The organism is Chitinophaga sp. W3I9 (genome assembly GCF_050434025.1).
Taxonomy (GTDB): domain Bacteria; phylum Bacteroidota; class Bacteroidia; order Chitinophagales; family Chitinophagaceae; genus Chitinophaga.
Genome location: NZ_JBNPWC010000001.1, coordinates 3085591 through 3107455, shown reverse-complemented (window position 1 = coordinate 3107455; position 21865 = coordinate 3085591). Strand labels below are relative to the sequence as shown.

General features: G+C 47.1%; 19 protein-coding genes. 6 read left to right on the top strand and 13 right to left on the bottom strand.

Features of this window, described 5'->3' with window-relative positions; all coding sequences use genetic code 11:
* Nucleotides 1-5 precede the first annotated feature (5 nt).
* The 7 genes from QFZ51_RS12935 to QFZ51_RS12905 form a co-directional block, all read right to left on the bottom strand.
* Nucleotides 6-2318 carry a Gldg family protein gene (locus QFZ51_RS12935; RefSeq protein WP_429046349.1) on the bottom strand — a complete coding sequence of 771 codons (2313 nt, stop codon included), beginning with the start codon at nucleotides 2316-2318 and terminating at the stop codon, nucleotides 6-8.
* Nucleotides 2319-2327: 9 nt separating this feature from the next.
* On the bottom strand, nucleotides 2328-3254 hold the full coding sequence (locus tag QFZ51_RS12930) for an ABC transporter ATP-binding protein (protein ID WP_429046347.1): 927 nt from the start codon (nucleotides 3252-3254) through the stop codon (nucleotides 2328-2330).
* Between the two features lie 26 nt (nucleotides 3255-3280).
* Entirely contained in the window at nucleotides 3281-4753 is a 1473-nt protein-coding gene (locus QFZ51_RS12925) for a RagB/SusD family nutrient uptake outer membrane protein (RefSeq protein ID WP_429046346.1), read from the bottom strand.
* 21 nt (nucleotides 4754-4774) lie between these two features.
* The gene (locus QFZ51_RS12920) at nucleotides 4775-8419 is read right to left on the bottom strand and encodes a SusC/RagA family TonB-linked outer membrane protein (RefSeq protein WP_429046345.1); all 3645 of its coding nucleotides are present in this window, start codon (nucleotides 8417-8419) and stop codon (nucleotides 4775-4777) included.
* A gap of 164 nt (nucleotides 8420-8583) precedes the next feature.
* The gene (locus tag QFZ51_RS12915; RefSeq protein WP_429046344.1) at nucleotides 8584-9750 is read right to left on the bottom strand and encodes a FecR domain-containing protein; all 1167 of its coding nucleotides are present in this window, start codon (nucleotides 9748-9750) and stop codon (nucleotides 8584-8586) included.
* A 22-nt stretch (nucleotides 9751-9772) separates the two neighbouring features.
* The gene (locus QFZ51_RS12910; RefSeq protein ID WP_370911694.1) at nucleotides 9773-10348 is read right to left on the bottom strand and encodes an RNA polymerase sigma factor; all 576 of its coding nucleotides are present in this window, start codon (nucleotides 10346-10348) and stop codon (nucleotides 9773-9775) included.
* Between the two features lie 49 nt (nucleotides 10349-10397).
* A complete protein-coding gene (locus tag QFZ51_RS12905) occupies nucleotides 10398-11006 on the bottom strand; it encodes an RNA polymerase sigma factor (RefSeq protein ID WP_429046343.1) in 609 nt (202 codons plus the stop codon).
* Between the two features lie 171 nt (nucleotides 11007-11177).
* Between QFZ51_RS12905 and QFZ51_RS12900 the strand changes: the two genes are divergently transcribed.
* Together QFZ51_RS12900 and QFZ51_RS12895 are read left to right on the top strand one after the other, a co-directional pair.
* Nucleotides 11178-11762 (top strand): hypothetical protein, encoded by a 585-nt coding sequence (locus tag QFZ51_RS12900; RefSeq protein ID WP_429046342.1) that lies wholly within the window; start codon nucleotides 11178-11180, stop codon nucleotides 11760-11762.
* 52 nt (nucleotides 11763-11814) lie between these two features.
* Entirely contained in the window at nucleotides 11815-12315 is a 501-nt protein-coding gene (locus tag QFZ51_RS12895) for a DinB family protein (protein WP_429046341.1), read from the top strand.
* Here QFZ51_RS12895 and QFZ51_RS12890 read toward each other — a convergent pair.
* Nucleotides 12304-12786, bottom strand: a complete 483-nt coding sequence (locus QFZ51_RS12890) for a hypothetical protein (RefSeq protein WP_429046340.1) — start codon at nucleotides 12784-12786, stop codon at nucleotides 12304-12306. The genes QFZ51_RS12895 and QFZ51_RS12890 overlap by 12 nt on opposite strands.
* Nucleotides 12787-12885: 99 nt before the next feature.
* Between QFZ51_RS12890 and QFZ51_RS12885 the strand changes: the two genes are divergently transcribed.
* Nucleotides 12886-13278: a winged helix-turn-helix transcriptional regulator gene (locus QFZ51_RS12885; protein WP_429046338.1), complete on the top strand. Its 393-nt coding sequence runs from the start codon at nucleotides 12886-12888 to the stop codon at nucleotides 13276-13278.
* On the opposite strand, the gene QFZ51_RS12880 is transcribed toward QFZ51_RS12885, so the two are convergent.
* Together QFZ51_RS12880 and QFZ51_RS12875 are read right to left on the bottom strand one after the other, a co-directional pair.
* Nucleotides 13212-13754, bottom strand: coding sequence for a hypothetical protein (locus QFZ51_RS12880; RefSeq protein WP_429046337.1), 543 nt, complete (start codon nucleotides 13752-13754; stop codon nucleotides 13212-13214). The two genes, QFZ51_RS12885 and QFZ51_RS12880, sit on opposite strands and share 67 nt — an antisense overlap.
* 59 nt (nucleotides 13755-13813) lie before the next feature.
* Complete coding sequence (locus tag QFZ51_RS12875) at nucleotides 13814-14539, bottom strand: class I SAM-dependent methyltransferase (protein ID WP_429046336.1); 726 nt, start codon at nucleotides 14537-14539, stop codon at nucleotides 13814-13816.
* A 123-nt stretch (nucleotides 14540-14662) separates the two neighbouring features.
* Here QFZ51_RS12875 and QFZ51_RS12870 point away from each other — a divergent pair, with 123 nt between their 5' ends.
* The 3 genes from QFZ51_RS12870 to QFZ51_RS12860 all read left to right on the top strand — a co-directional run bounded on the left by QFZ51_RS12870 (nucleotide 14663) and on the right by QFZ51_RS12860 (nucleotide 18433).
* On the top strand, nucleotides 14663-15700 hold the full coding sequence (locus QFZ51_RS12870; protein ID WP_429046335.1) for a bifunctional transcriptional activator/DNA repair enzyme AdaA: 1038 nt from the start codon (nucleotides 14663-14665) through the stop codon (nucleotides 15698-15700).
* A 20-nt stretch (nucleotides 15701-15720) separates the two neighbouring features.
* Nucleotides 15721-17157, top strand: coding sequence for an MFS transporter (locus QFZ51_RS12865; RefSeq protein ID WP_429046334.1), 1437 nt, complete (start codon nucleotides 15721-15723; stop codon nucleotides 17155-17157).
* Between the two features lie 91 nt (nucleotides 17158-17248).
* The gene (locus QFZ51_RS12860) at nucleotides 17249-18433 is read left to right on the top strand and encodes a threonine aldolase family protein (protein ID WP_429046333.1); all 1185 of its coding nucleotides are present in this window, start codon (nucleotides 17249-17251) and stop codon (nucleotides 18431-18433) included.
* Nucleotides 18434-18494: 61 nt separating this feature from the next.
* Here the strand turns inward: QFZ51_RS12860 and QFZ51_RS12855 are convergent, their stop codons facing one another.
* The 3 genes from QFZ51_RS12855 to QFZ51_RS12845 form a co-directional block, all read right to left on the bottom strand.
* Nucleotides 18495-19730: an RNA polymerase sigma factor gene (locus tag QFZ51_RS12855; protein WP_429046332.1), complete on the bottom strand. Its 1236-nt coding sequence runs from the start codon at nucleotides 19728-19730 to the stop codon at nucleotides 18495-18497.
* Nucleotides 19731-19769: 39 nt separating this feature from the next.
* Nucleotides 19770-20111 carry a YciI family protein gene (locus tag QFZ51_RS12850; protein WP_429046331.1) on the bottom strand — a complete coding sequence of 114 codons (342 nt, stop codon included), beginning with the start codon at nucleotides 20109-20111 and terminating at the stop codon, nucleotides 19770-19772.
* A gap of 159 nt (nucleotides 20112-20270) precedes the next feature.
* Entirely contained in the window at nucleotides 20271-21812 is a 1542-nt protein-coding gene (locus QFZ51_RS12845) for a site-specific DNA-methyltransferase (RefSeq protein WP_429046330.1), read from the bottom strand.
* Nucleotides 21813-21865 lie beyond the last annotated feature (53 nt).

The following is a 21865-nucleotide window of genomic DNA, read 5'->3' as shown; positions in this document are numbered from 1 at the left end:
AAGTTTTATTTCCGCTTACGTCTGATCAGTAATATAGCGCCAAAGGCAATCAAGATTCCAGGCATTACCCAGAGGTATACTATCTTCAGCAGGTCCACATCATCAAGCGATACTTTTACCCGGTTATCTTCCGATTCCGGGCGGTGCGTATCAATCGGGAATTCTTTGTAATCCAGCCAGCTGAATAATGCGGTGATGAAAGGGAAGTTAGCGGTTTCCACATCAAACCTGTTCAGGTTGGTGTTGCTCATAAAATCGGCATCGCCGGCTACAATGATACGTTGTTCTTTACCGTTCACTTTGCGGGTCATGCTGATCATCACCGGCAATGCTTTTCTCTCATCTCCGGCAGCCGCATCGTATACAACCTGTGCAGAATCCAGCACCAGCGAGGCTTTCCTGAGCCAGCTCTTTTTGGTATCGGTAACCAGCAACGGCTCAATGGTGAAGGAACTACCGCTGTAGGTAAGACCGGTAACGCCCGGCATTGCCACTTTCAGGCTGTCTTTCACTGTTTTGGCTACATCAGCTGATAAAGATGCCGCCAGCGGCGTTAACTGCGGCAATACAATATCTGGTGTAAGCTCCTTGCTGGGTTGGGCTACCACGCCATCCGTCATTTGCACCCCCAGTTTTTGCAGGATAGGGTTGAGCACCGTTTGCTTACCTGGTTCCCCGGCAATGAGCAGGTTTCCTCCTTTATCGATATACTGTTCCAGTTTGGCCAGCGTAGCCGCGCTGAGAGCCGTTTTCGGATCTGCCAGTACCAGGGCGGTGATGCCTTCCGGGATATCGCGCGCATCGAGGGAGATGGTGTCTGAATCGAAGCCCTGGTTAATGAGGGAATACCGGAATGGTTTAGTATTGGTGATGGTCATATATTCCCTGGCGCCCACTTTATGAATATCCCTTTCCAGGTTACCGGTTACAAACAGGATCTTTGGCAATTTAGCCTGCAGTAAACGTTTGAAGGCAGCGGAAACTTCTGTTTCACCAGGCCATACCATCTGATCATCAAATACCCGCAGAAAAGTAGAGCGGCCTTTGTACTTTAACTGCATTACAAACCGGTTCAATTCAGGCTCCAGGTCAATTATTTTTTTGATCTCTTCGGGTGTTTTAAACGCGGATACCTTCATCCCCATCCCACGTATGGTTTGTTCCGCCGCCTCTTTAACGGTTTTGTTGGGATACATTTTAGAAAACGGGAATTGCGGATTATCCAGCGGTTCCGCATAGTACTGTACAAACCGGAAACTGATATCCGGCTTGAAACGGGTATACAGATCCCAGTTGTCCAGCAGCCTGTTACGTTGCTCGGGTACGCCCAGCCAAGAATATCTGCTCAAAGCATTGTTATAAGTGATCACTTCCAGTGGTTCATCTCCCAGCTCTTTAATAATTCGTTGGGCATTGGGTGTGAGGGTTCGTTCCTGGTGAACCGTGGTATCCGCATAGGTTGTAAAGGCAGGCCGGGAACTGATATACCCCACAGCCAGGCCAATAACCACCACGATCACATATCTCATTGCTTTCACCATAAATGGCCTGGATTCCATACCAGATTTCAGCTTGAAGTAGGTGAAGCCGATAAACATAAAGATGATGACGAGGAAATATAATACGTCTTTACTGCTGATTAAACCAAACAACATTTTCTGCGTACGTCCCTGAATGGACAGGAAATAAGTAAGATCCCGCACAAAATCGATGCTTTGCCACATGGTGCCTACAAAGCTGAGGATGCCGATCATCACAAAAGTACACACCGCTGCCACTACCTGGTAGGTAGTTAAACTGGACATAAATAACCCGATGGCAGCATAGGTACACAGCAACAGGAAAAGTCCCAGTACAGCGGACATCATAATACCGCTGTCCATCGATTTGATCTGCCACATACCCGCAACAATAAAAACACTCATGGCCGCTACCATCAGTACGCTGTAAATGAGCATGGCCAGGTACTTACCCAGCACAATGTCCCGTACTTTTATCGGGGAAGAATACAGCAGTTTAATGGTACCACTGCTGGTTTCCCGGCTGATCAATCCCATTGTAAGCAAGGGAATGTAGAGATACAGTTTCTGCATCACGTTGCTGAAAACGCTGCTATCTGAAGAAAAGATCTTTAGGGTCAGATGATCCATATACCGTAACTGTTCGCCGCCCATTTCCTGCATGCCGGCGTATCCTTTCAGCTGAAGGAAATAGGCGATACCGCATTGAATAAAAAAGGCAACCAGTAAAAACCAGGCAATGGGAGAATAGAACAGTACCCGCAGTTCTGTTTTTGCAATTCTGAATATTGTCTTCATTAAATATTTTTATTGAGATGATTGACTGGATAATTGTTTGAAGATCTCATCGAGTGCTGTTTTATCAAGATTGATTTCGCGTAACCGCCATCCGTTCTGCACACTGGCAATGATCAGCTTTTCGGTGATATCCTGGCTGCCGTTGAAATACAGGCGCACTTGCCGTTCTGTAAGAAAATCCGCTTTGGTAACCCCATCTATTTTTAACAGCTCGGCAGCAGCCGGCGGATTTTCCAGGTGCATCATTACACTGTGTGGTTCCACATAGTTGTTGAATGCGTCCATGCTATCAGAGAATACGATCCTTCCGTTTTCAATCATCTTGATTTCTTTGCAGAGCAATTGTATTTCAGAGAGAATGTGAGAAGAAAAGATAACTGCCCGGTCCTGTGCAATTTCTTTGATCAGTGAGCGTACTTCGGTGATCTGGTTGGGATCGAGGCCATTGGTAGGCTCGTCCAGCACTACCAGGCGGGGACGGTGAACGATGGCTTGTGCAATGCCTACACGCTGCCGGTAGCCGCCGGAAAGATTGCGGATCAACCGGCTGCTGAAATGGTCGATGCCGCAACGTTCCTTGGCTTCTTTTATGGCTGGCTTCATTTTGTCTTTTGGCAACTGTCTTAATCCGGCGCAATAACCCAGGTATTCATCTACCGTCAGATCCATGTACAGCGGCGGGTTCTGTGGCAAAAATCCGATTTCTCTTTTTGCGAGCTGCGGATCTTCGCGCATGTTGATTCCGTTGATATATACATTCCCCTCTGTTTGGTTCAGGGCGCCGCAGAGGATGTTCATGGTGGTGGACTTGCCCGCACCATTAGAACCCAGCAGTCCGACGATACCGGTTTTGCTGATCTCTATATTGATATCACGGATCGCCCATGAGCTGCTATACTTATGAGACAGGTGCTCAAGCTTTACAATGCTGGTCATATCGTGTTGGTCTGTTTTTTATTGAATTATGGATTATCGGGCATGCCCGGGTTATTCTGTATAAAGTAGGGCGGTATTTTCATCACCAGGCGGTTGGGCTGCTTCAGTGTAATGACCGTAGTTGTTCCATTGGTGTTGTACAAGGTATGCGTGATCGGCTTACCGCTGAAAATGGGATCTACCGATAATCTGCGCATATCAAACCAGCGATATCCCTCCTGTGCAAACTCACGGATACGCTCATCGATGATGTATTTTATCAGCGCTACCTGGTTGCCTGCAATGGCAGCTGGTACCGGCGCATCAGCCGATGGCATGCGGTTCCTTCTCAATGTTTCCAGGTCTGAAACTGCACCGCCCAGGTCGTTTGTTCTGGCCCTGCATTCTGCCCGTAGCAGGTACAGTTCGGGCAATTGCAGGCCATAGCGCGACCAGGTAATACCATACTTGCGCAACCTTCCTCCGGGGTTTAAGTTACCATCCAGGTCCCTGTTGGTATACAACAGCAGGCGCTGATCGTGAGGCCCATACAGGGCTGCGGTAGCCGGCATCAGTACCAGTCCGTCGGTGCCAAACATATTCCCCCGGAACGGACCATTGTAATAAACTTTAGAAAGAATTGCTTCCCTGGTATCATTGCGGTTAACGCCCGGCCCCTGCGGGCCGAAAGTTGGATCGATGGGCAGGAATGCGCCCCCCGGTGCAAACTCCACGTTGTAATTATACAGCACCGGTGCGCCGTTGGCTGCAATATCGGTGAACACATTATTCAGCAATGGCAATGCATCCGCATAGCGCCCCATAAATACACACACTTTGCCTAACAGCCCGGCCACCGCGGGTTTGGACATTCGCGTAACAATGCTGGGGCGCACAGGTACATCCGCCAGTGCTTCCGTAAGGTCTTTAATAATAAAATCATAGCTACCCTGTACGTTGCCGCGGCTAAACTCCGACACGGTAATATCCGCTTTGTCAATAACCGGAAAGCCAGGATCTGTAGCGGCAGTAGTTGCGTCGTAAGGTTTTGCGTAAAAATTGATAAACTGGAAATTTATCCAGGCGCGGGTAGCTTTTGCTTCGGCGAGGAGTTGCTTCTTTTGCGCATCTGATCCACCGGAAGATTCCATCACTTCCCCGATGATCTTGTTGAGCAGGTACATCTTTTCCAGTCCTTCCCGTAGCATGAAAGGGTACGACAATTCATCGCCGGGCTTATAGATGCTGTCGGCCCATTGAAAAAGCCGCGGCATCCATACCGAACCCCTGTTCAGAAAAGCTGCTTCTGCACCTGTTTCATCGCCCATTGATACGGCCTCCTGCCACCCTGAAATGTCATTCATATAAAACCAGGGGTTGTTCATCAGCTTATCATAATCGTCGGTGGTGGTAGCTACCTGGCTACCCTGTGGCACTACTTCCAGGAAATCCTTTTTGCAGGCAACAAAAGAAAAGAGCAGCGTTATATATAAGAAAGGACAAATTATTTTCTTTACCATGATCTGTTCATTTTAGTTCACTTATAAAGTAAGGTTTACGCCCAGGCTGTAGCTATGCAGAAAAGGAGGCGTGGACCTGTACCCCTGCCGCATATCGTGGTATTCCGGATCAATACCATAATCATTGGCTTTCCACACCATGAAATTGGTGGCTTGCCCGTATACGCTCAGTTGCTGTACTTTCAAAGGTTTCAGCCAGGAAGCAGGCAGTTCATAATTAAGCGTAAGATCCCTGATCTTGATATAGGAGGCGCTCACTACATTGATATCGGCCCTGTTATAATAGTTCATGTTGCGGCGGGTATAGCCTTCAGATGGATTGGCTACGTAGGAAGGCACATTGGTAATGGCTTCATCTCCCGGCTTTTTCCAGCGGTGCAGGAAATAGCTGGGTAGATTTCCGGACGTAAATCCTGACGCATATACTCCTATCCGGTCGGAGGTGATGACGTTTGTCTCGGTGCGCATCACATTGCCCAGGTTATAAATCATGTTCACCGACAGTGAAATGCCTTTGTAACGGAAGGTATTGGAGAACCCACCATTGAAAATGGGAATGGTGGTGCCCATATATTTGATATCCTCATTCTTTGTTTGGTAGTAGGGGTCTTTGATAATGGATTTATCGCTGAGTTTTATCTGCGGGTCGCCCATATTATCCAGTCCGCCCCAGGTGTAAGCGAAAACAGGTCCGGCAGGATAACCGATATAATAGAACGATTGTATTTTATAATCCCCGGTATTGGCATAGGCGGATAACGTTTCAAAATCCAACAGCTTATTTTTGTTATAGCTGAATATAAATGTGGTGGACCAGTTCAAACCATTTCCCTGGATATTCTGCGAAGTAATATTCAATTCAATGCCTTTATTGGAATATTTGCCGATATTGCCCAGGCTACTTCTATACCCGGTAAATGGATTCAGGAAAACGCTGCCCAACATGTCGGAGGTAGTTTTGCGGTACATATCAATACTTCCGCTGATCCTTCCTTTCAGCAGGGAATAATCTATACCGATATTAATGGTTTCAGTATGTTCCCAGGCAAGTTTGTTATTAGCAGTAGTTTGAATGCCTAATGCATCACCGGCTATTCCACCGCTATTAGCCTGCGGGATCGCATTCAGGATATCATTCCTTGATGCAGACCCCACGTAGGGCGAATTACCGGTGATGCCATAGGTGGTTCTGATGCTGAGGTTATCGACCCATGTAATGGGTTTAAAAAAATGCTCCTTTGCCAGTTGCCACTTAGCGCCAAAGCTCCATATCGGTTTATTCTGCGAAGAAACATCGCTGCCAAAAAGATTACTGTGGTCTTGCCGCCAGCTTCCATCTACACTATATTTCCCGTTAAAAGTATAACTGGCCAGTGCAAATTTTGAAGTAAAACGGGAGAGCGTTTGGTTAATGAAGTATGGGCGCTGCAGGTAGCCGTAACCGCTAACCGCACCTGTTACACCCTGGCTCAGCGTGGCATAGTCTACCATCCCGTAGGTACCCAGTTTCTCATCATACCCTAAAAAAGTACTGGTAGTGGAAAAATTGAATTGTTCCTGTGCCTCCTGTCCTACCTGTACCATCAAGTGATCCCGGCCTTGTGCAGGTTCTGCGGTATATACCAGCTGATTCCTCACCGTCCAGTTGCGCTGATCGTTGTGACCTTCTATGAAAGTGCCGCCGGTAGTGGGTACCAGGTATTTAGGCGTGGAATTGACAGTAGGCGCTATGGTAAAACCCAGGAGCTGCTGCCGCTGAGAAAACGCCCTGTTATCATTAAAATAGTTGTTAGTTCCCGGAGATTTTACATAACCATAGGTACCATCAAAACTCAATCCTTTCCAGATCTTAATATTTGCGTTAGCGGTGAGATTAATGAAAATAGTATTCCTTTCACTATGCGCGTAATCTGTTTCATCGAGCGGTACATAATCCATATTGATCCTGCTGCGCGCCTGGTAATCGAGCCGTAGGGAATCTGACCAGCCGGACATAAAAGGCATTGCCACGTTTTTCCCGGAGGCATCCCTGGGCAGCAGGTAGGGCAACACATTAGGACTAGCTGCCACCTGGTTCTTTCCGCTTTGTACGCTGTTGATGAGAGAGGCGTTGACAGAGATCCTGATATTTTTATTCGGCTGAAGATTTTGCGTCAGGTTTATTTTGTAACTATTGTCTTTATTCCCCGGCATATTATCCTGCGACATGGTATAACCCAATGATCCATAAAATGAATACACGTTATTTCCACCGCTCACGGAAACGGTATGATTGGTGGTAAACGCCGGGCGAACCATCAGATCAAGGATCTGCTGCCGGTTGTTGATAGACGCCAGGCTGTCCATTCCTTTGTTGTACTGCGCGTCAGAAATCAGTCCGCGGTAATGATCATACATCAGCTGGTCGTGCGGCGGAATGGTCTGATCGTACAAGGTGTTCCACGGAAACTGTATGGGGTCGAATAGTTCTTTTACGGTGGCAATGAACTGCTGGCTGTTCATCACCGGGATATAACTGTAGTTGGGTTTACCCTGGAAGTTAATAAAGCCGTTATAGCTAACCGTGAGCCGTTGATTATTCTTTCCTGACTTAGTGGTGAGTACTATTACGCCATTGGCTGCCCTGGCGCCATAAATGGCGGCGGCAGCGGCGTCTTTCAATACCGTGATATTCTCGATATCATCGGGGTTCAGCGTACTGAAATCGTTTACGATCATGCCATTGATCACATACAGCGGATCTGTGTTCAGCTGAACGGTACCTTTTCCCCTGATCACACTTCTCCGGGTGGTAACGCCATTTCCATTGGAGTTGCGTGAATCCACATCATAATCGGCACCCACTGCCAGGGTTAATCCGGGGATCAGTCCATCGAGCCTTTGCATGATATCCATGCTGCCGGTGCGTTTGGCAACAATCTCCATATCCGGTTTACCAAAAGAGCCAGTGGCCCTTTCTTTATCTAGTTTCTGATAGCCGGTATTAACGATCACCTTTACATCGGAGAGCTGGTACACTTTACTTTTTACGACAATGGTATGTTGCTGTTCATCCATGTTCAGCTCGCCGCTCCATGGTTCTATATTTACACTGGTAATCTGGGCCTTCACCACCGGAAGTTCTACTTCAGATAAAATGAAGACGCCTTTTTCATCTGTAAAGGACATCTGCAGCCGGTCGGCAGATACATCGGCGCGGATGGTGGCGCCGACAACAGGTCTTTTGCGTTCATCTACCACACGTCCGCTGAAAACCCTGCCCGCGTTGGAAGGCTCCGGCTGGGCCATTACCGGTTGCGCCATTACAGCAGGTTGTTCGGGTGTAATCACAATCACCTTATTTTTTATTTCCCAGGTGAGATGTTGTTCTGAAAGACATTGATCCAATACATCCTTCAGGGAGGCATCTTTTACGTTCAGGTTTACAGGTTTGGATTTCTTCAGTGTTTCTTTGCTGACGAGAAAAGAATATCCTGTTTGTTTTTCTACTTCCCTGAAGATCTTCTCCAGGGATAAATTCCGTCCTGTGATCGTAATCTTTTGTGCGTAGGTATTTGCGCTAAAAAGCAATGCTGCTGTAAAAACAAAGAAACACACCTTTATAAATCTGGTCAGTTTAGGTGGCATACAATCAGGCACGGGACTGCCATGTACAATTGAGTTCATATCTATGTACCGGTTTGGATGTTAAAGTAATGCTGAAAAGCGATGTTGGTTTTACGTCTAATTCCTGCTGCTATCCGGAAAATGTTCTCCCATATCCGGATTTCTTTTTGGTTGATGTATTCCTATTTATTTATTTTCATTCACAATGACTGGTTGATTTAAATTTATCTCGGACCGGGAATAACAATGATCTGCTTCCCTTTTATTTCAAAATGTACTTTGCGTGTCAGTTCCAGCACATCCAGGATCTGCCGGGCATTTTCACTTTTTGGAATGGCGCCGTAAAATTCTTCTTCCGGTAATTGCCCCTGGTATATTACCTCCACATCATACCACCTGGCTACCTGCCGCATAATGGTGGCGATGTCTGTATTATAGAACCGGAACTTCCCTTCCTTCCAGGCCAGCACTTCTTCCAGGTCTGGTGTGGTAATGGTAATACCGGGAGTGTTGTTTGCTACGGCGGCCTGTTGACCAGGTTTTAGTATCTTTTGTGTTCCCTGCTGGATCACTTTGATGGCGCCGTTTATCAACGTAGTTTTTATGGCTGCTTCATCAGGATAGGCCATCAGGTTAAATGCTGTTCCCAATACTTCAATGCGCTGCCCTTTGGAAACAACGATAAAAGGTTTCGTGGCGTTCTTTGCCACACTGATGTATGCTTCTCCCGAAATTTCCACGCTCCTTTCTTTATCACCAAAACGGTTGGGATACCTGATATAAGAAGCACTGTTGAGCCACACCTCTGTACCATCAGACAGCTCCAGCTGATATTGCCCGCCGCGCGGTATGGTAAGCACGTGCATGGTAACAGCTCCGGCAGGATCAGCTGCATAAGCGAGTTTGCCGTTGCTTTGTTTAACCACCCCGTTTTCACCGGCAATTTGCCCGTTTCCAATACTATCCAGTGTGATCACCTTACCATTGCCCAGCGTAAGTATGGCTTTATTGCCACCCGGCGCCAGTGGTGTTTGTACGGCCAACGGCCTGCTTTCATGCGAACGGTAATAAGTATAGCCACCTATGGCCACCAATACTGCTATAGAGGCCGCAGCTGCCATACGGAACCAGGCCATCCGGTATACCGGCGTTACAGCCGGCGTTGCCCCGGTGGAGGCCATAATAGTCTGCCATACCACTTCTTCCCGCTCTGGCGGAAGATCTGTCAGCGGTTTGGGTTCCCGCAAACCACGGCGCAGTACTTCCCGCAGGATATCTTCATGACCTGGTTCCTGCAGATACTGCAGGAATGCAGCCTGCTCCTCTGCAGTAGCGGCGCCCTGTATACAACGGTGATATAAAGCAGCTATATTATCTGGTAGTTCCATCATTCATTTTCTTAGGTGTATGTTTTTAATGGGAAAGCTTTGCCAGGCAAAACCGCCGTATCGATCGCATCGCCTGGTCCAGGTTCCATTTCACCGTTTCCGGTGACACCAGGAGCTGATCGGCCACTTCATTTCTTTTTAGGCCTTCCTCTTTTATCAGCTTATACGTTTGTTGCTGTTTATCCGGCAGTCGTGCTACAGCCTCGTCCAGCAAGGTATCCAGCTCTTTTTCGATGTAGAGGTCCAGCGGATCTTTTTTATCCGTTTCCGGTGGTGACTGCGGATTGCTGACGGTTCTGCGCAACTCACGGATCACTTTAAAACCCGCATGTTCCGTTACCCGGTATATCCAGCCGCCGAAATGTGTGATTACCGGCAACCGTTCCCGGTGCAACCACACCTTCATAAACACTTCCTGCAACACATCTTCCGCCAACTCCCGGCTTCCCGTAAGGTGATAAATGGTTGTATACAGTTGCTTCCTGTAATGCGCAAATACCGTGGCAAAGGCAGCGGTATCTCCGTTGGCAATTCTCCCGAGTAACCCTGCTTCATCAGGCAGATAAACAGTATGATTTTTACGGCCTTTCCTGTGAATCATATATATAAGAGCCACGGGAATAACAATTGGGGGGTAAGGACGAAAAAAATTATTGCAAACCGTTCAGCAGCATGAAAGCCAGGGTAAGTCCCAGGTGCGCCATGCAGTACTTACGGACGGACTGGTTGGCCTGATCGAGGTTCCATTTAACCGTTTCAGGCGACACCGACAATCGTTCTGCCACCTCTTTCCTTTTCAGTCCCTGCTGCTTAATGAGCCGGTAGGTGAGCTGTTGTTTTTCCGGTAACTGCGCAATGGCAGCCTCCAACAGCTGGTCATACTCTTTTTCAATAAAAATATCAACGGGATCTTTCTCCGGCGGCGTTAACGGATCATTGGATAAAGCCTGCAGCCCACCGGCAATACGGCGGTTACTGCGGATCACTTTAAAGCCGGCATATTCGGCTACTTTGTACAGCCATCCGGCGAAATTAATAATACCCGGCAATCGCTCCCGGTGCATCCATACCTTGATAAATACTTCCTGTAATACATCTTCCGCCATCTCCCGACTGCCGGTTACCTGTAAAACAGTGGTATACAAATTTTCCTTGTGCGTTTTAAACAATATGGCAAACGCCATGCTGTCACCGTCAGCTACGCGATGGAGCAACTCCTGCTCTCCTGGCAGATCCTCATGAATTCCGAAACCCCTCATATAATGAATCAATGAAATCAGGATGAATTCCTTGATTAGTAAATTGGAAACTACTTTGGTTGCGGAAGTAAATTTATTAATAAAATCTGCCGAAAGGTTATTTTTTTATACCGGATCACTATATTGATAATATATTATATATTTGTCTGCTTTAAAAAATACCCTGACCTTATGAAACCGCATATACACTTTGCTTTTGCAGCTGCTTTATTGTTACTTTTTATTACCGGGAATAGTTTCGCACAGCAAACAGACACTGTTAAGCAGGCGCAATTCTTAGCATTGGTAAAGAAAGCTGCCATCACACTGAAAAATGAAAAGGCCGACGAAAAAAAGCTAAAGAAAGCAGCAGCCACCATGAAGGCAACGCAGGAAATTTACTATAAAAGAGTGGACAGCCTGCGGGAAGCGGACGATACTCCTCAGCCGGTATATGATGCGAACAGCGTTGACCTGGGCGCAGTGGTGATGAAAGACCTCATTGCAAAAGAAGATACCTCAAAGGAACATAAGAATTATCTCGATGCATTGCTGAAGCACAACACCCTTACCATTATCCATATTTTCGGGAAAGAAGCCGGCCAGGAGACATGGCTCCTGCTGGCAAAGAAAATGACCTACGAAGGAAAGGATTATGAACAATACCTGCAGTCTTTTACCTATAGCGACAAAACCAGGGATGCATATACAAAGGTGATCAAAAATTCCCTGCTGGACCTGGCAACGAAGGAAGCTAAAAAGCGGTCGGATTATTAACGTCTTCTTATCAGGTGAATGTCCTACTTTTGACGGGACCATCATAAAACATATGACCCAAACTTTCAGACAGGGCGCCATCGGCGCATTGCTTGATGAATATGAAAGAGCCATTTCGGCATTGAAAGAAGTGATCAGGACCATTCCCGATCACGCACTTACTGTTATCACCGATCCGCATACGGCGGACGAAAACTGCCGGTCGGTTCAAACCATTTTATCTCATGTAGTCAGCTCCGGCTTTGGCTATGCCACCAGTATTCACAACCTGCGGGGCCCGCAGCTAACACGTCCTGCCAAAACATTTCATCTTACTGTAAACGCTTACCTGGAAGACCTGACCCAGGTATTTATCTTCACAGAAAAAATATTCGCAGCATTTAAAGATGATGAACTGGAACAAATGGACGATGCGTTAAAAATAAAAGCCGGCTGGGGACAGGTATACGATATAGAACAAATGGCCGAACACGCTATTGTGCATGTACTCCGGCACAGGCGCCAGATTGAGAGGATTAAACAACAACAGCTTCATGATATTTTAAGCCGGTAATTTCATCATCCCCTGCCGGATCATCCGGACGAAATAAATACCAAGGGGAATTACCACAATGCCCTGCAGCACTCCCGTCACTTCAAAAAATATATCATCCGGCATTTCATACATAGCGGGCGGGAAAAGCATGGACATGTGTGCTGCTGATAATCCGCCAAAGTAAAGGATATTTTTAAGGAGATGATTATAAAGCCCTTCATAGCTCCCAATCATTACAATAGCGGCAAGGAATATGATGGAACAGTATATCCAGGACCACACACTCTTAACGGTCATTCCTTTTTGTTTGATTACCCGGTCCAGGATAATGGTAATGATCAGTACGGGCACACTCAGCAGCAGCACATGCATCCGCCAGGGCGTGTGGTACCGGATGGCGCCGTATACGTGATGAACAGAAGTGAGGAGCATGAGTGCGTTGCTATACAGACTTACATTCGTTTGCTCATTTTTCGGTAGCTTGTACATGATTCGTATTTTTATACAAGCAAAACTAGATTTGTAAAGCGGCGCAGACAAGTAGTTACAGGATGGTAACCATCAACTTTTTTTTAAAAAGATATACGCATGTCAATTACACATACCGAATATGACGCAGGCATTTGCCCGGTCAGTAAAACAATAGAACTGATCAGCGGTAAGTGGAAGCCTGTCATCCTCTATTTAATAGAGCATGATATCAATCGTTTTGGCTTGCTGCATGAAAAAATGCCGAAGATCAGCAGGAAGATACTCACCGAACATTTGAGGGACCTGGAAAATAATGGGCTGATAAGCCGCGAGGTAAAGGTCAGCAAACATCCGCAGGTAGTTATTTACAGGCTAACAGAAAGCGGTGCATCATTGCGGCAGCTGATCGACCAGATCTTTAACTGGGGCAGCCGGCACCTGCTTCAAAATACAATTCCTACAACAAACACATTAGCATTGACGGATTTTTCGCCGAACACAACACTGTGATCCTCTTCCGATATTCTGTCGGGATACCGGTATTTATAGCCGCGGTAAATATAAGAAGCGAACACGCCTATCTTATTGAAATGCCAGGCAACACCAGCACCTGCTCCATAAAAATACTTCCCGGATTCATTGAAAGTAACAGACTCCTGCCCTGTTCCTGAGGGCACTTCCGCAGTACGGGTTACATTATAGCCATTCCTGCCGAACTGCCCGGTGATATACGGATCTATATGCCCGAAGCGGTGTTTGATTTTCACATCTGCAAATACCGGGATCAAGGAATGATCATTGTAAGAAGTGAGCTCCACACCCGGCCCCACACTAATAATATGATTCAGCAACTCCACGCTGGCAGTCACGCCACCGCCGCCATTACCGTCGTGGATCATTCCATAAGCGTAACCATACAGCAATTTCTCCCGCTGGGCAAAAGTAAAAAGCGGTAAACCCAACAGAAAAAGCAAGATATTTTTCATGATCATATGATGTTTCTCTTTTCTTCTAACAACCAGCCGAGGAATATTGTTGCCTGCGCTTACTTTTGCGCCACAATGATGAACCTGTCTTTCTGCACATCCAGGAAAGTATGCAGGGCAAAATAATCCGACAGCCGGGCCGACAGCTGCTCAAAATCAAAGCTGTCGTATTCCTCAAATAAGTAAGGCATAGAGCGGATATAAAACAGCAATGCTTCCACATCATAAAAACGCATAAAGCCATAATCATCCTGCTGGTGAAGGATGCTGAAAGCGGTTGGTGCAAACTGCTGCAGCGCATAATCGATGTTCCAGTGCAAAAATTCTTCATTAGGTTTCACTCCCAGCACCTCTGCGATGGAAAGATCACTTCTTCCATCCACTTGTTGGGTAATGAAGTGCCCGCCGGGCTTCAGGATACGATATACTTCTTTCAGATCATAACTCTCATGCCGGTCTATTACCATGTCAAAATAATTATCTTCAAAAGGCAGGTTATCATCTGTATACTCATGAACAAGCGTTCCGCCAAACGAATGCAGCCGTTTTTGGGCGAGTACCACATTGGGGATGTATCCTTCGGTGGCGTATATACGAAATTGTTCTTTACCGGGCAGCAGGCTTAAAAACTCTCCCCCACCGGTCCCCAGGTCGAGAAGGGTACAGCCCGGCTTCAGGTGGCGGCACACCATTACAAAATAGTTCCAGGGCAAAGGGCTTTCCATCATTCTGCCTGTGTTGGTTAAATAGCTGAAGTCCCAGCCGGTTGCTTTTTCTTCCTGCATATAGCATGGTTTTTATCTCCGTATTTAAAGTTACACAACTACGAGGTACGCTAAAAAAAATACTTGTTCAATTTCCGGTTGTTACCCAAGTTCAGCTGGCGTACTTTTGAAAAAAAGATATACATGCTGACGGACGAAATCATGTACCAGGCGATACTTGATAAAAATGTGGCTTATGAAGGCAGCTTCATAACAGGGGTTAAAACCACCGGGATATTCTGCCGTCCTACCTGTACGGCCAGGAAACCCAAAAGGGAAAATGTAGAATTCTTTAAAACCACGAAAGACGCTATTACAAAGGGATACCGGCCCTGTAAGGTGTGCAGTCCGCTGGAAAAACTGGATGAAACACCTCCGGCTATCAGGGCGATCCTGCAGGAGCTGAATGAAAACCCCTCCAGGAAATTCAAAGACGCAGACCTGGCTGTAAAAGGTATAGCACCCAGCGCCATCAGGCGGTGGTTCCTGAAACATCATGGCATTACCTTCCAGGCTTACCAGCGCATGTTCCGCATTAATGCTGCTTTCAAAAAAATTCAGCATGGCGAACCCGTAACGGCAGCAGCATTTGACGCCGGATACGAGTCCCTGAGCGGCTTTGCCGATTCATTCAGATCAGTATTCGGGGTATCGCCATCCAATAGCAAACAAAAGCAGGTAATGAATATCACACGCCTGGAAACGCCGCTGGGAACTATGTTTGCAGGCGCGGTAGAAGCAGGTGTTTGCTTATTGGAATTCACCGACAGGAAGATGCTGGAAACGGAATTAAAACAACTTTCACAAAAACTCAACGCCAATATCATCCAGGGCGCCAACCCGCATTTTGATGTATTAGAACAGCAGCTGGAAGCGTATTTTTCCGGAAGAAGAAAAACATTCACGGTGCCTTTGTTTATGCCAGGCACAGACTTTCAGCAATCGGTGTGGCGCCTGCTTCAAACCATTCCGTATGGCAGCACCAGGTCTTACAAGCAACAGGCCATCGCTCTGCAAAAGCCGGAAGCCATCCGTGCCATCGCAAATGCCAATGGCATGAACCGCATCTCCATCCTCATTCCCTGCCACCGCGTAATTGGAGAAGACGGCAGTTTAACCGGCTATGGTGGCGGCATCTGGCGGAAACAATGGTTACTCGACCTGGAACAGGGTAACCGGTAAACATTCACACAAACAAGGTTATGAACCCAAAACAACCCAGGCATTCCAAATGGATTGCCCTGGCCGTTATTTTAACGGCCCCGCTGCTCTATGTCATTGATATCTTCATTATCAACATGGCGATTCCCGGTATTCAGAAAGGCGTACAAGCCACCGATGGGGAAGTACAGCTAGTGATAGCCGGGTACCTGCTGGGCAGCGCTTCTTTCCTGATTACCGGTGGCAGGGCCGGCGATTATCTTGGCAGAAAAAAGATCTTCTTCCTGGGCATGCTGCTCTTTACCCTCACCTCATGCGGATGCGGGTTAGCGCAAACCCCGCTGGAGTTAAATATCATGCGCTTTCTGCAAGGGGTGAGCTCTTCCCTGATGGTGCCGCAATCCATCGCGTTCATACAGGTGTTGTTTACCGACCCGCAGGAAAGGGCAAAAGCCATTGGGTGGTATGGTATCACGCTAAGCATTGCTGCTATCATTGGCCAGATCCTGGGCGGTTATCTGGTAGATACCCATTTTCTCATCGCCGGCTGGCGGCTTATTTTTTTCATCAACCTCCCCGTTGGGATCGTATCCCTGTGGGCTATCCGGAAATATCTCGATGAAACACCGAGGGACACGGGGCAGCAGTTTGATTACTCCGGCGCCGCTATCCTCACAGCAGGACTGGTTTGCCTCATCTATCCACTCACAAAAGGAAGGGAAATGGGATGGCCGCCGTGGGCAATCGGGTTGATGCTGCTGGCGGTTTTCATATTTGCCTTTTTTATCCGCGACCAGCAAACAAAAACACTTTTACAGAAAGGCAGTTTAATTGATACAGCACTCTTTAAGATCAGGGAGTTTAATATCGGCTTGCTGGCGGTACTGTTTCACTTTATGATGCACACCGCTTTCCTGCTGATGAGCGCCGTATATCTACAGAACGGGCTCGGCTATACGGCGTTGGACTGCGGCATGTTCTTTCTTCCGCATGCAGTGTTGTTTATGATCTCATCTGTGCTCGCTTCTAAGCTGATAGTACGGTCCGGGAAAAAAGTATTGCAGGCAGGACTACTTATCATTCTTATTTCCTTCATACTGCAACTCCTGCTTTTCAGGCCACACGTCAGCACCATGAATGTAATACTACTGATAGGATTATACGGCCTGGGCAACGGTCTGGTATTGCCTTTCCTGTTAAACATTGTTTTAAAAAGCGTCCCGGTAAAATTTGCAGGGGCAGCGGCAGGCGTTTTCTCTACTTTCCAGCAAACTGCTTCTGCACTGGGCATCAGCATCGTGGGCGGTGTATTTTATTACGTGATCAACAGCAGTCCGCATTTTCCGGATTATAGCAAAGCGCTCGACTGGGGTATACTCACGGGGATCTGCTGCCTGGCAATAGTAGGATGGATGCTTTGGCTACTGCCTGAAAATATGGACATGCATACAGCAGACATTCCTGCCGAAGGCATATAAAAAAGTATTACTCACAATGAAAAGTAACGTGCTGCGTTTGTTATATTTACCGGATGAACAGGTTTATGTCTTCCTGTAAAAACAACTGTTTATGACCTATATTCCGCGCAGACATTTCCTTAAAGCAGCCTCCCTCAGCGCATTGGCGGGCGCTTTGCCATTGGTATCCAAAGCAGCACCCCATTTTGATAACATGGATCCTGACAAAGACAGCGAAAGGATATATTTTATCAACGACGGTATCTTTTACAGGCCGGCAGATTATATACAACAGCTTCAACTTATCCAGCAACAGCATCCTATCACCAGGGATTTTTATGGTACAGATGGCACACTGAAAGAGTTGCTGGACAAATGCTGTGAAATCACCGGCAAAGAGGCGGCGATATACATGCCATCCGGTACACTGGCCAACCAGCTGGCCTTACAGGTGCTTTCCGGCGATCATCCCAAAGTAATGGTGCAGGAAAGCAGCCACGTTTACCGTGATGAAGCCGATGCCGCGCAAACGGTGTTTAATAAAAGGCTGATCCCGCTGGGAAAAGACCAGGCTGCTTTTACGCTGGAGGAACTGAAGCAGGCCATCAGCTGGCATAAAACAGAAGAAGCGTTTGAAGCCCCGGTGGGCGCTCTCTCCATAGAAACGCCGGTGAGAAGGTTCAGCAATACTTTTTTTCCTTTGGAAGATATCACCGCCATCACTGCCTATTGCCGGGAACAGGGTATAAAAACACACCTGGATGGCGCGCGGCTGCATATATCGGCCGCGTTTACCGGGAATAAAGTAATCGACTATACGAAAAACTTCGACACGGTATATCTCTGCCTTTATAAATACCTCGGTGCACAGGGCGGCGCTATCCTGTGCGGTGAAAAGAAAGTGATCGACAAAATGCCGCACCTGCTGAAAGTACATGGCGGCGGCATTTTCACCAACTGGGGAAATGCAGCCATGGCCTTGCATCACCTGCAGGACATCGACGGCGTATTACAGGCATCTATCAAAAAAGCACAGGCCTTGTTTAAAGAGCTGAACAACATCAGCGGTATAAAAATAACGGCAAGGGAAAGGGGAACCAATATCTTTGACCTGCATTTTGATAAACAGATCGATACCGTAAAAGCAGCCAAATGGCTCCGGGAAGAGAAAGGAATTATTGTGGGTCAGCCGCAGGCTTATGGCGCTTCGCGTATGATGGTGAACCCGACCATCCTGAGAAGGGACAATGCTGCTATTACCACTGCATTTTCATCTGCGCTGCGTATCAGCAGCTGATTGTTGTATGTTCTATTTCAGGCTGGCAAACCAGGTAGTCATACTTTTTTCCTGAACCGGCTTACATCGCTGCCAACCGGGCCAGCTTCTTTTGAATGGTTTGTTTATCGGCTTCCGTTTTAGCCAGTGATAAAGCTTTTTGAAGATGGGTAACGGCACGGTTGTTATCAATATCTGTATACAATTCTCCCAGCAGCACAAAATAATAGTGATTATCCGTAAGCTGCAGTTTTTCAGCTTCTGCGATGGCCGCTTCCTTTCCATTGGCTTTCGACAATGCATATGTTCTGTTCAATGCCGCCACCGGCGAATAGCAGATCTGCAGCAAGCGGTTATACAGTTGCAGGATACTCTCCCATTTTTCCGGTGTATCCTGCTTTTTTGTATTCCAGTAAGCAATAGTCGCTTCAAGATGATAACGGGAAAGCTTTTTACCACCGGAGGCTTCATGCAGGAACCACGCGCCTTTGGCGATCAGCGCTTCATTCCAGCGTGACTCGTCCTGGTCCTGGTACAGGATAATCTCACCGTTTTCATTTTTCCGCGCTTCAAACCGCGATGCGTGAAAACACATCAGGGCAAACAATGCATTTACCTCCGGCGTATTGGTAGCGGTATTTTCCAGCAAGAGGTAAGTGAGCCGCATGGCCTCCAGGCAGAAATCTTCCCGCAACACTGCATCCTGGCTTTCAGAATAATAGCCTTCATTGAAAAGCAGGTACAGCGTGGTGAGTACGGTATCCAGGCGTTTTTTGATCTCCGTTTCCCCCGGGAACTCCATCTGCACTTTTTCTTCGCGCAGTTTTTCTTTCGCCCGGAACAAACGTTTATTGATAATTTCCTTATTGGTTAAAAAGGCGTTGGCAATTTCTGTAATCCCAAACCCACAGAGCACGCGGAGTGCAAGGCCAATCTGCGCTTCCTTTGAAATACCGGGATGACAAATAGCGAATATCATCTGCAACTGGCTATCGGTAATATTTTTATCAGACAGATCGATGTCGGGTTCTTCACTGCCAGGGGAAGTATACTTGATCTGGCTGGCGATTTTTGCCGCAAACAGGTGATTCCGCTGAAAATAATTCTTCGCCTTATTTTTTGCCACGAGGTATAGCCATGCCGTTGGATTCTCCGGAATTCCTTTATAGGTCCAGGTTTCCATTGCCGACAAAAACGTTTCACTGGCAATGTCTTCAGCCGCCTGCAGGTGTTCGATGCCAAAAACCTTACAGAGCACAGCCGTTATTTTCCGGAACTCTGTACGGAACAAATGTGGTATTAATTCGGATTGTGCCATACATTAAAACAGCCCCTGTTGCACAGGGGCTTATACTTTTTAGTGACGATCCACCTTCCTTACTTCCACCGTATTACCGTCTCCCTGTAATACCGGGCTGCCTTTTGCGAACTCCACCGCTTCTTCTACGGATGCCGCTTTTACAATAATGTAGCCGCCGATGGTTTCTTTAATTTCGCCGAAAGGCCCGTTAGTCACCACGTTATTATGATGCACTACCCTGCTGTCGGCAAAAGGTAAACCATTTCCTTCTACAAATTTGTTTTGTGCGGCAATGCCGCCGATCCAGTCCATCGTTTGTTTCATCCAAACCTGGATTTGCTCCGGGGAGGCTACTTTGTTGCCATCTTCGTGTCTGAAAATCAACATAAATTCTTCCATCTTTTTAAAGTTTTAAGTGTGATAATATACCTTATAACAAATGGAATGGCAGCAATTGGACATACCGGATCAAATATAATGGAATAAAAAATCAAACGGCAGGGATGGCCGCTGGTGGTTAAGTGGCAGCGGATTGTTCCGCAGCAATACAATTATAGCTCAGAGGGGGCCTAACCGGTATACGCGGAAGCCATCGTCGAACACGGCGCCGGTCTCCTCTTTTATTGACTTGCCGGCTCTGCGTATCCGCTCTTTCCCTATCTCACAAATATTTTTATACCCGGCATGATAAGCGTCGCTCTCTTCAGCTGTAAGCTGCGGCTCCTGCACCAGGATAAATTTCCGCTGCTGCCCGGTGTGCGCTGCCAGTGAATATACCGCATGCGCAGTGGTCGCTGACCCGGAAAAGAAATCCAGCACAATATCGCCTGCGGAGGTTGACAGTGCAATGAGCTCACTGATGAGAGATACCGGTTTTGAATACTCAAATATCTTCCCTTCAAACAATTTGCCCATATCTTTCCTGGCATTATCGTTTGAAAACCGGTTATCAATAAAATCGAGGCTGGTAAAGGCTTTGGTTCTTTCTTTCATTTCTACCGCATACCCGCTGCCTGCTTTGGAAATAGTGGCCTTTTCGTATGTTTTTGTATAAATGCGGTAGCCGTGCCTCGATTGCTTCAGCACCACAAACCCATGCTTTAAACCAAATTCATACAGCCCTTTGCTCCATCTCCAGCAAAAATCGCTTTGGGGATTACGCTGTTGTCTTTTCAGCATTTCTTCCCGGGTTACATTTCCAGGTCTTAGTACCTGCCCGTCTATTTCAATTTCATAATCAAGGGACGCAGAGTACTGGATAGAGCTGTAGTCCAGCGTTTGATTTAATTTATACCTGCCTCTTTCCGGTTCATATTCATCAGCGTGGGTGTATCCCTGCGCTTCAAATGTAGCAGTATTAAAGCGCGCGTAAGGCGACCTGCGGTAGCACAACACATAATCGTTATTCCTGGCGATCATGCTGGTGGATTTACCGGCTTTTTTTGTGAGGCGTGGCAGGCAGCTCACAAAATTTATCTCTCCAAAAATCTCATCACAGATCCTGCGGAGATTAGGCAATTCCCTGTCGTCAATGGAAATAAAAATGATCCCGTCTTCGTGCAACAAAGCAGCGGCCAGTTTCAGCCGGGGATACATCATGGAAAGCCAGTTAGCGTGGTATCTGCTGCCCGCCTCCGGGTATTCATCCGGTGAACTGTTCAATGGGTAATGGTTTCCGTCGCCTTGTGTAAAATTGTCACTGTATACAAAATTTCTACCGGTATTGTAGGGCGGATCAATGTAGATCATTTTTACTTTAGCGAGATAGTGCGGCTGCAACAATTTCAGTACTTCGAGATTATCCCCTTCGATATAGATATTTGCCGTTTCATCAAAGTGCAGAGAGTCTGTTCTTACCGGGTGCAGTGCCTGTGTAGCCGGCTTACCGGCGGAAACGATGGCAGCGCGCTTCCCGGGCCAGTCCAGGCGGTATCTTTCCCTGGGACCTTCTACAACCGCATGGCTGATTTCCTGCTTCAGCAAATCAAAATCGACCACTTTACCATTGGCACCTTCCACCACACAATCCGGAAAAAGGGCGGCAAGCTTTTCAAGATTTTCATTCACCAAAGGGGGTGAAGTATGGTCTGGTTTCTCCATGCTGATCGGCTTCAGTTTATTACTGCCGGCAAATGCCGGCCCAACTGCTAAAG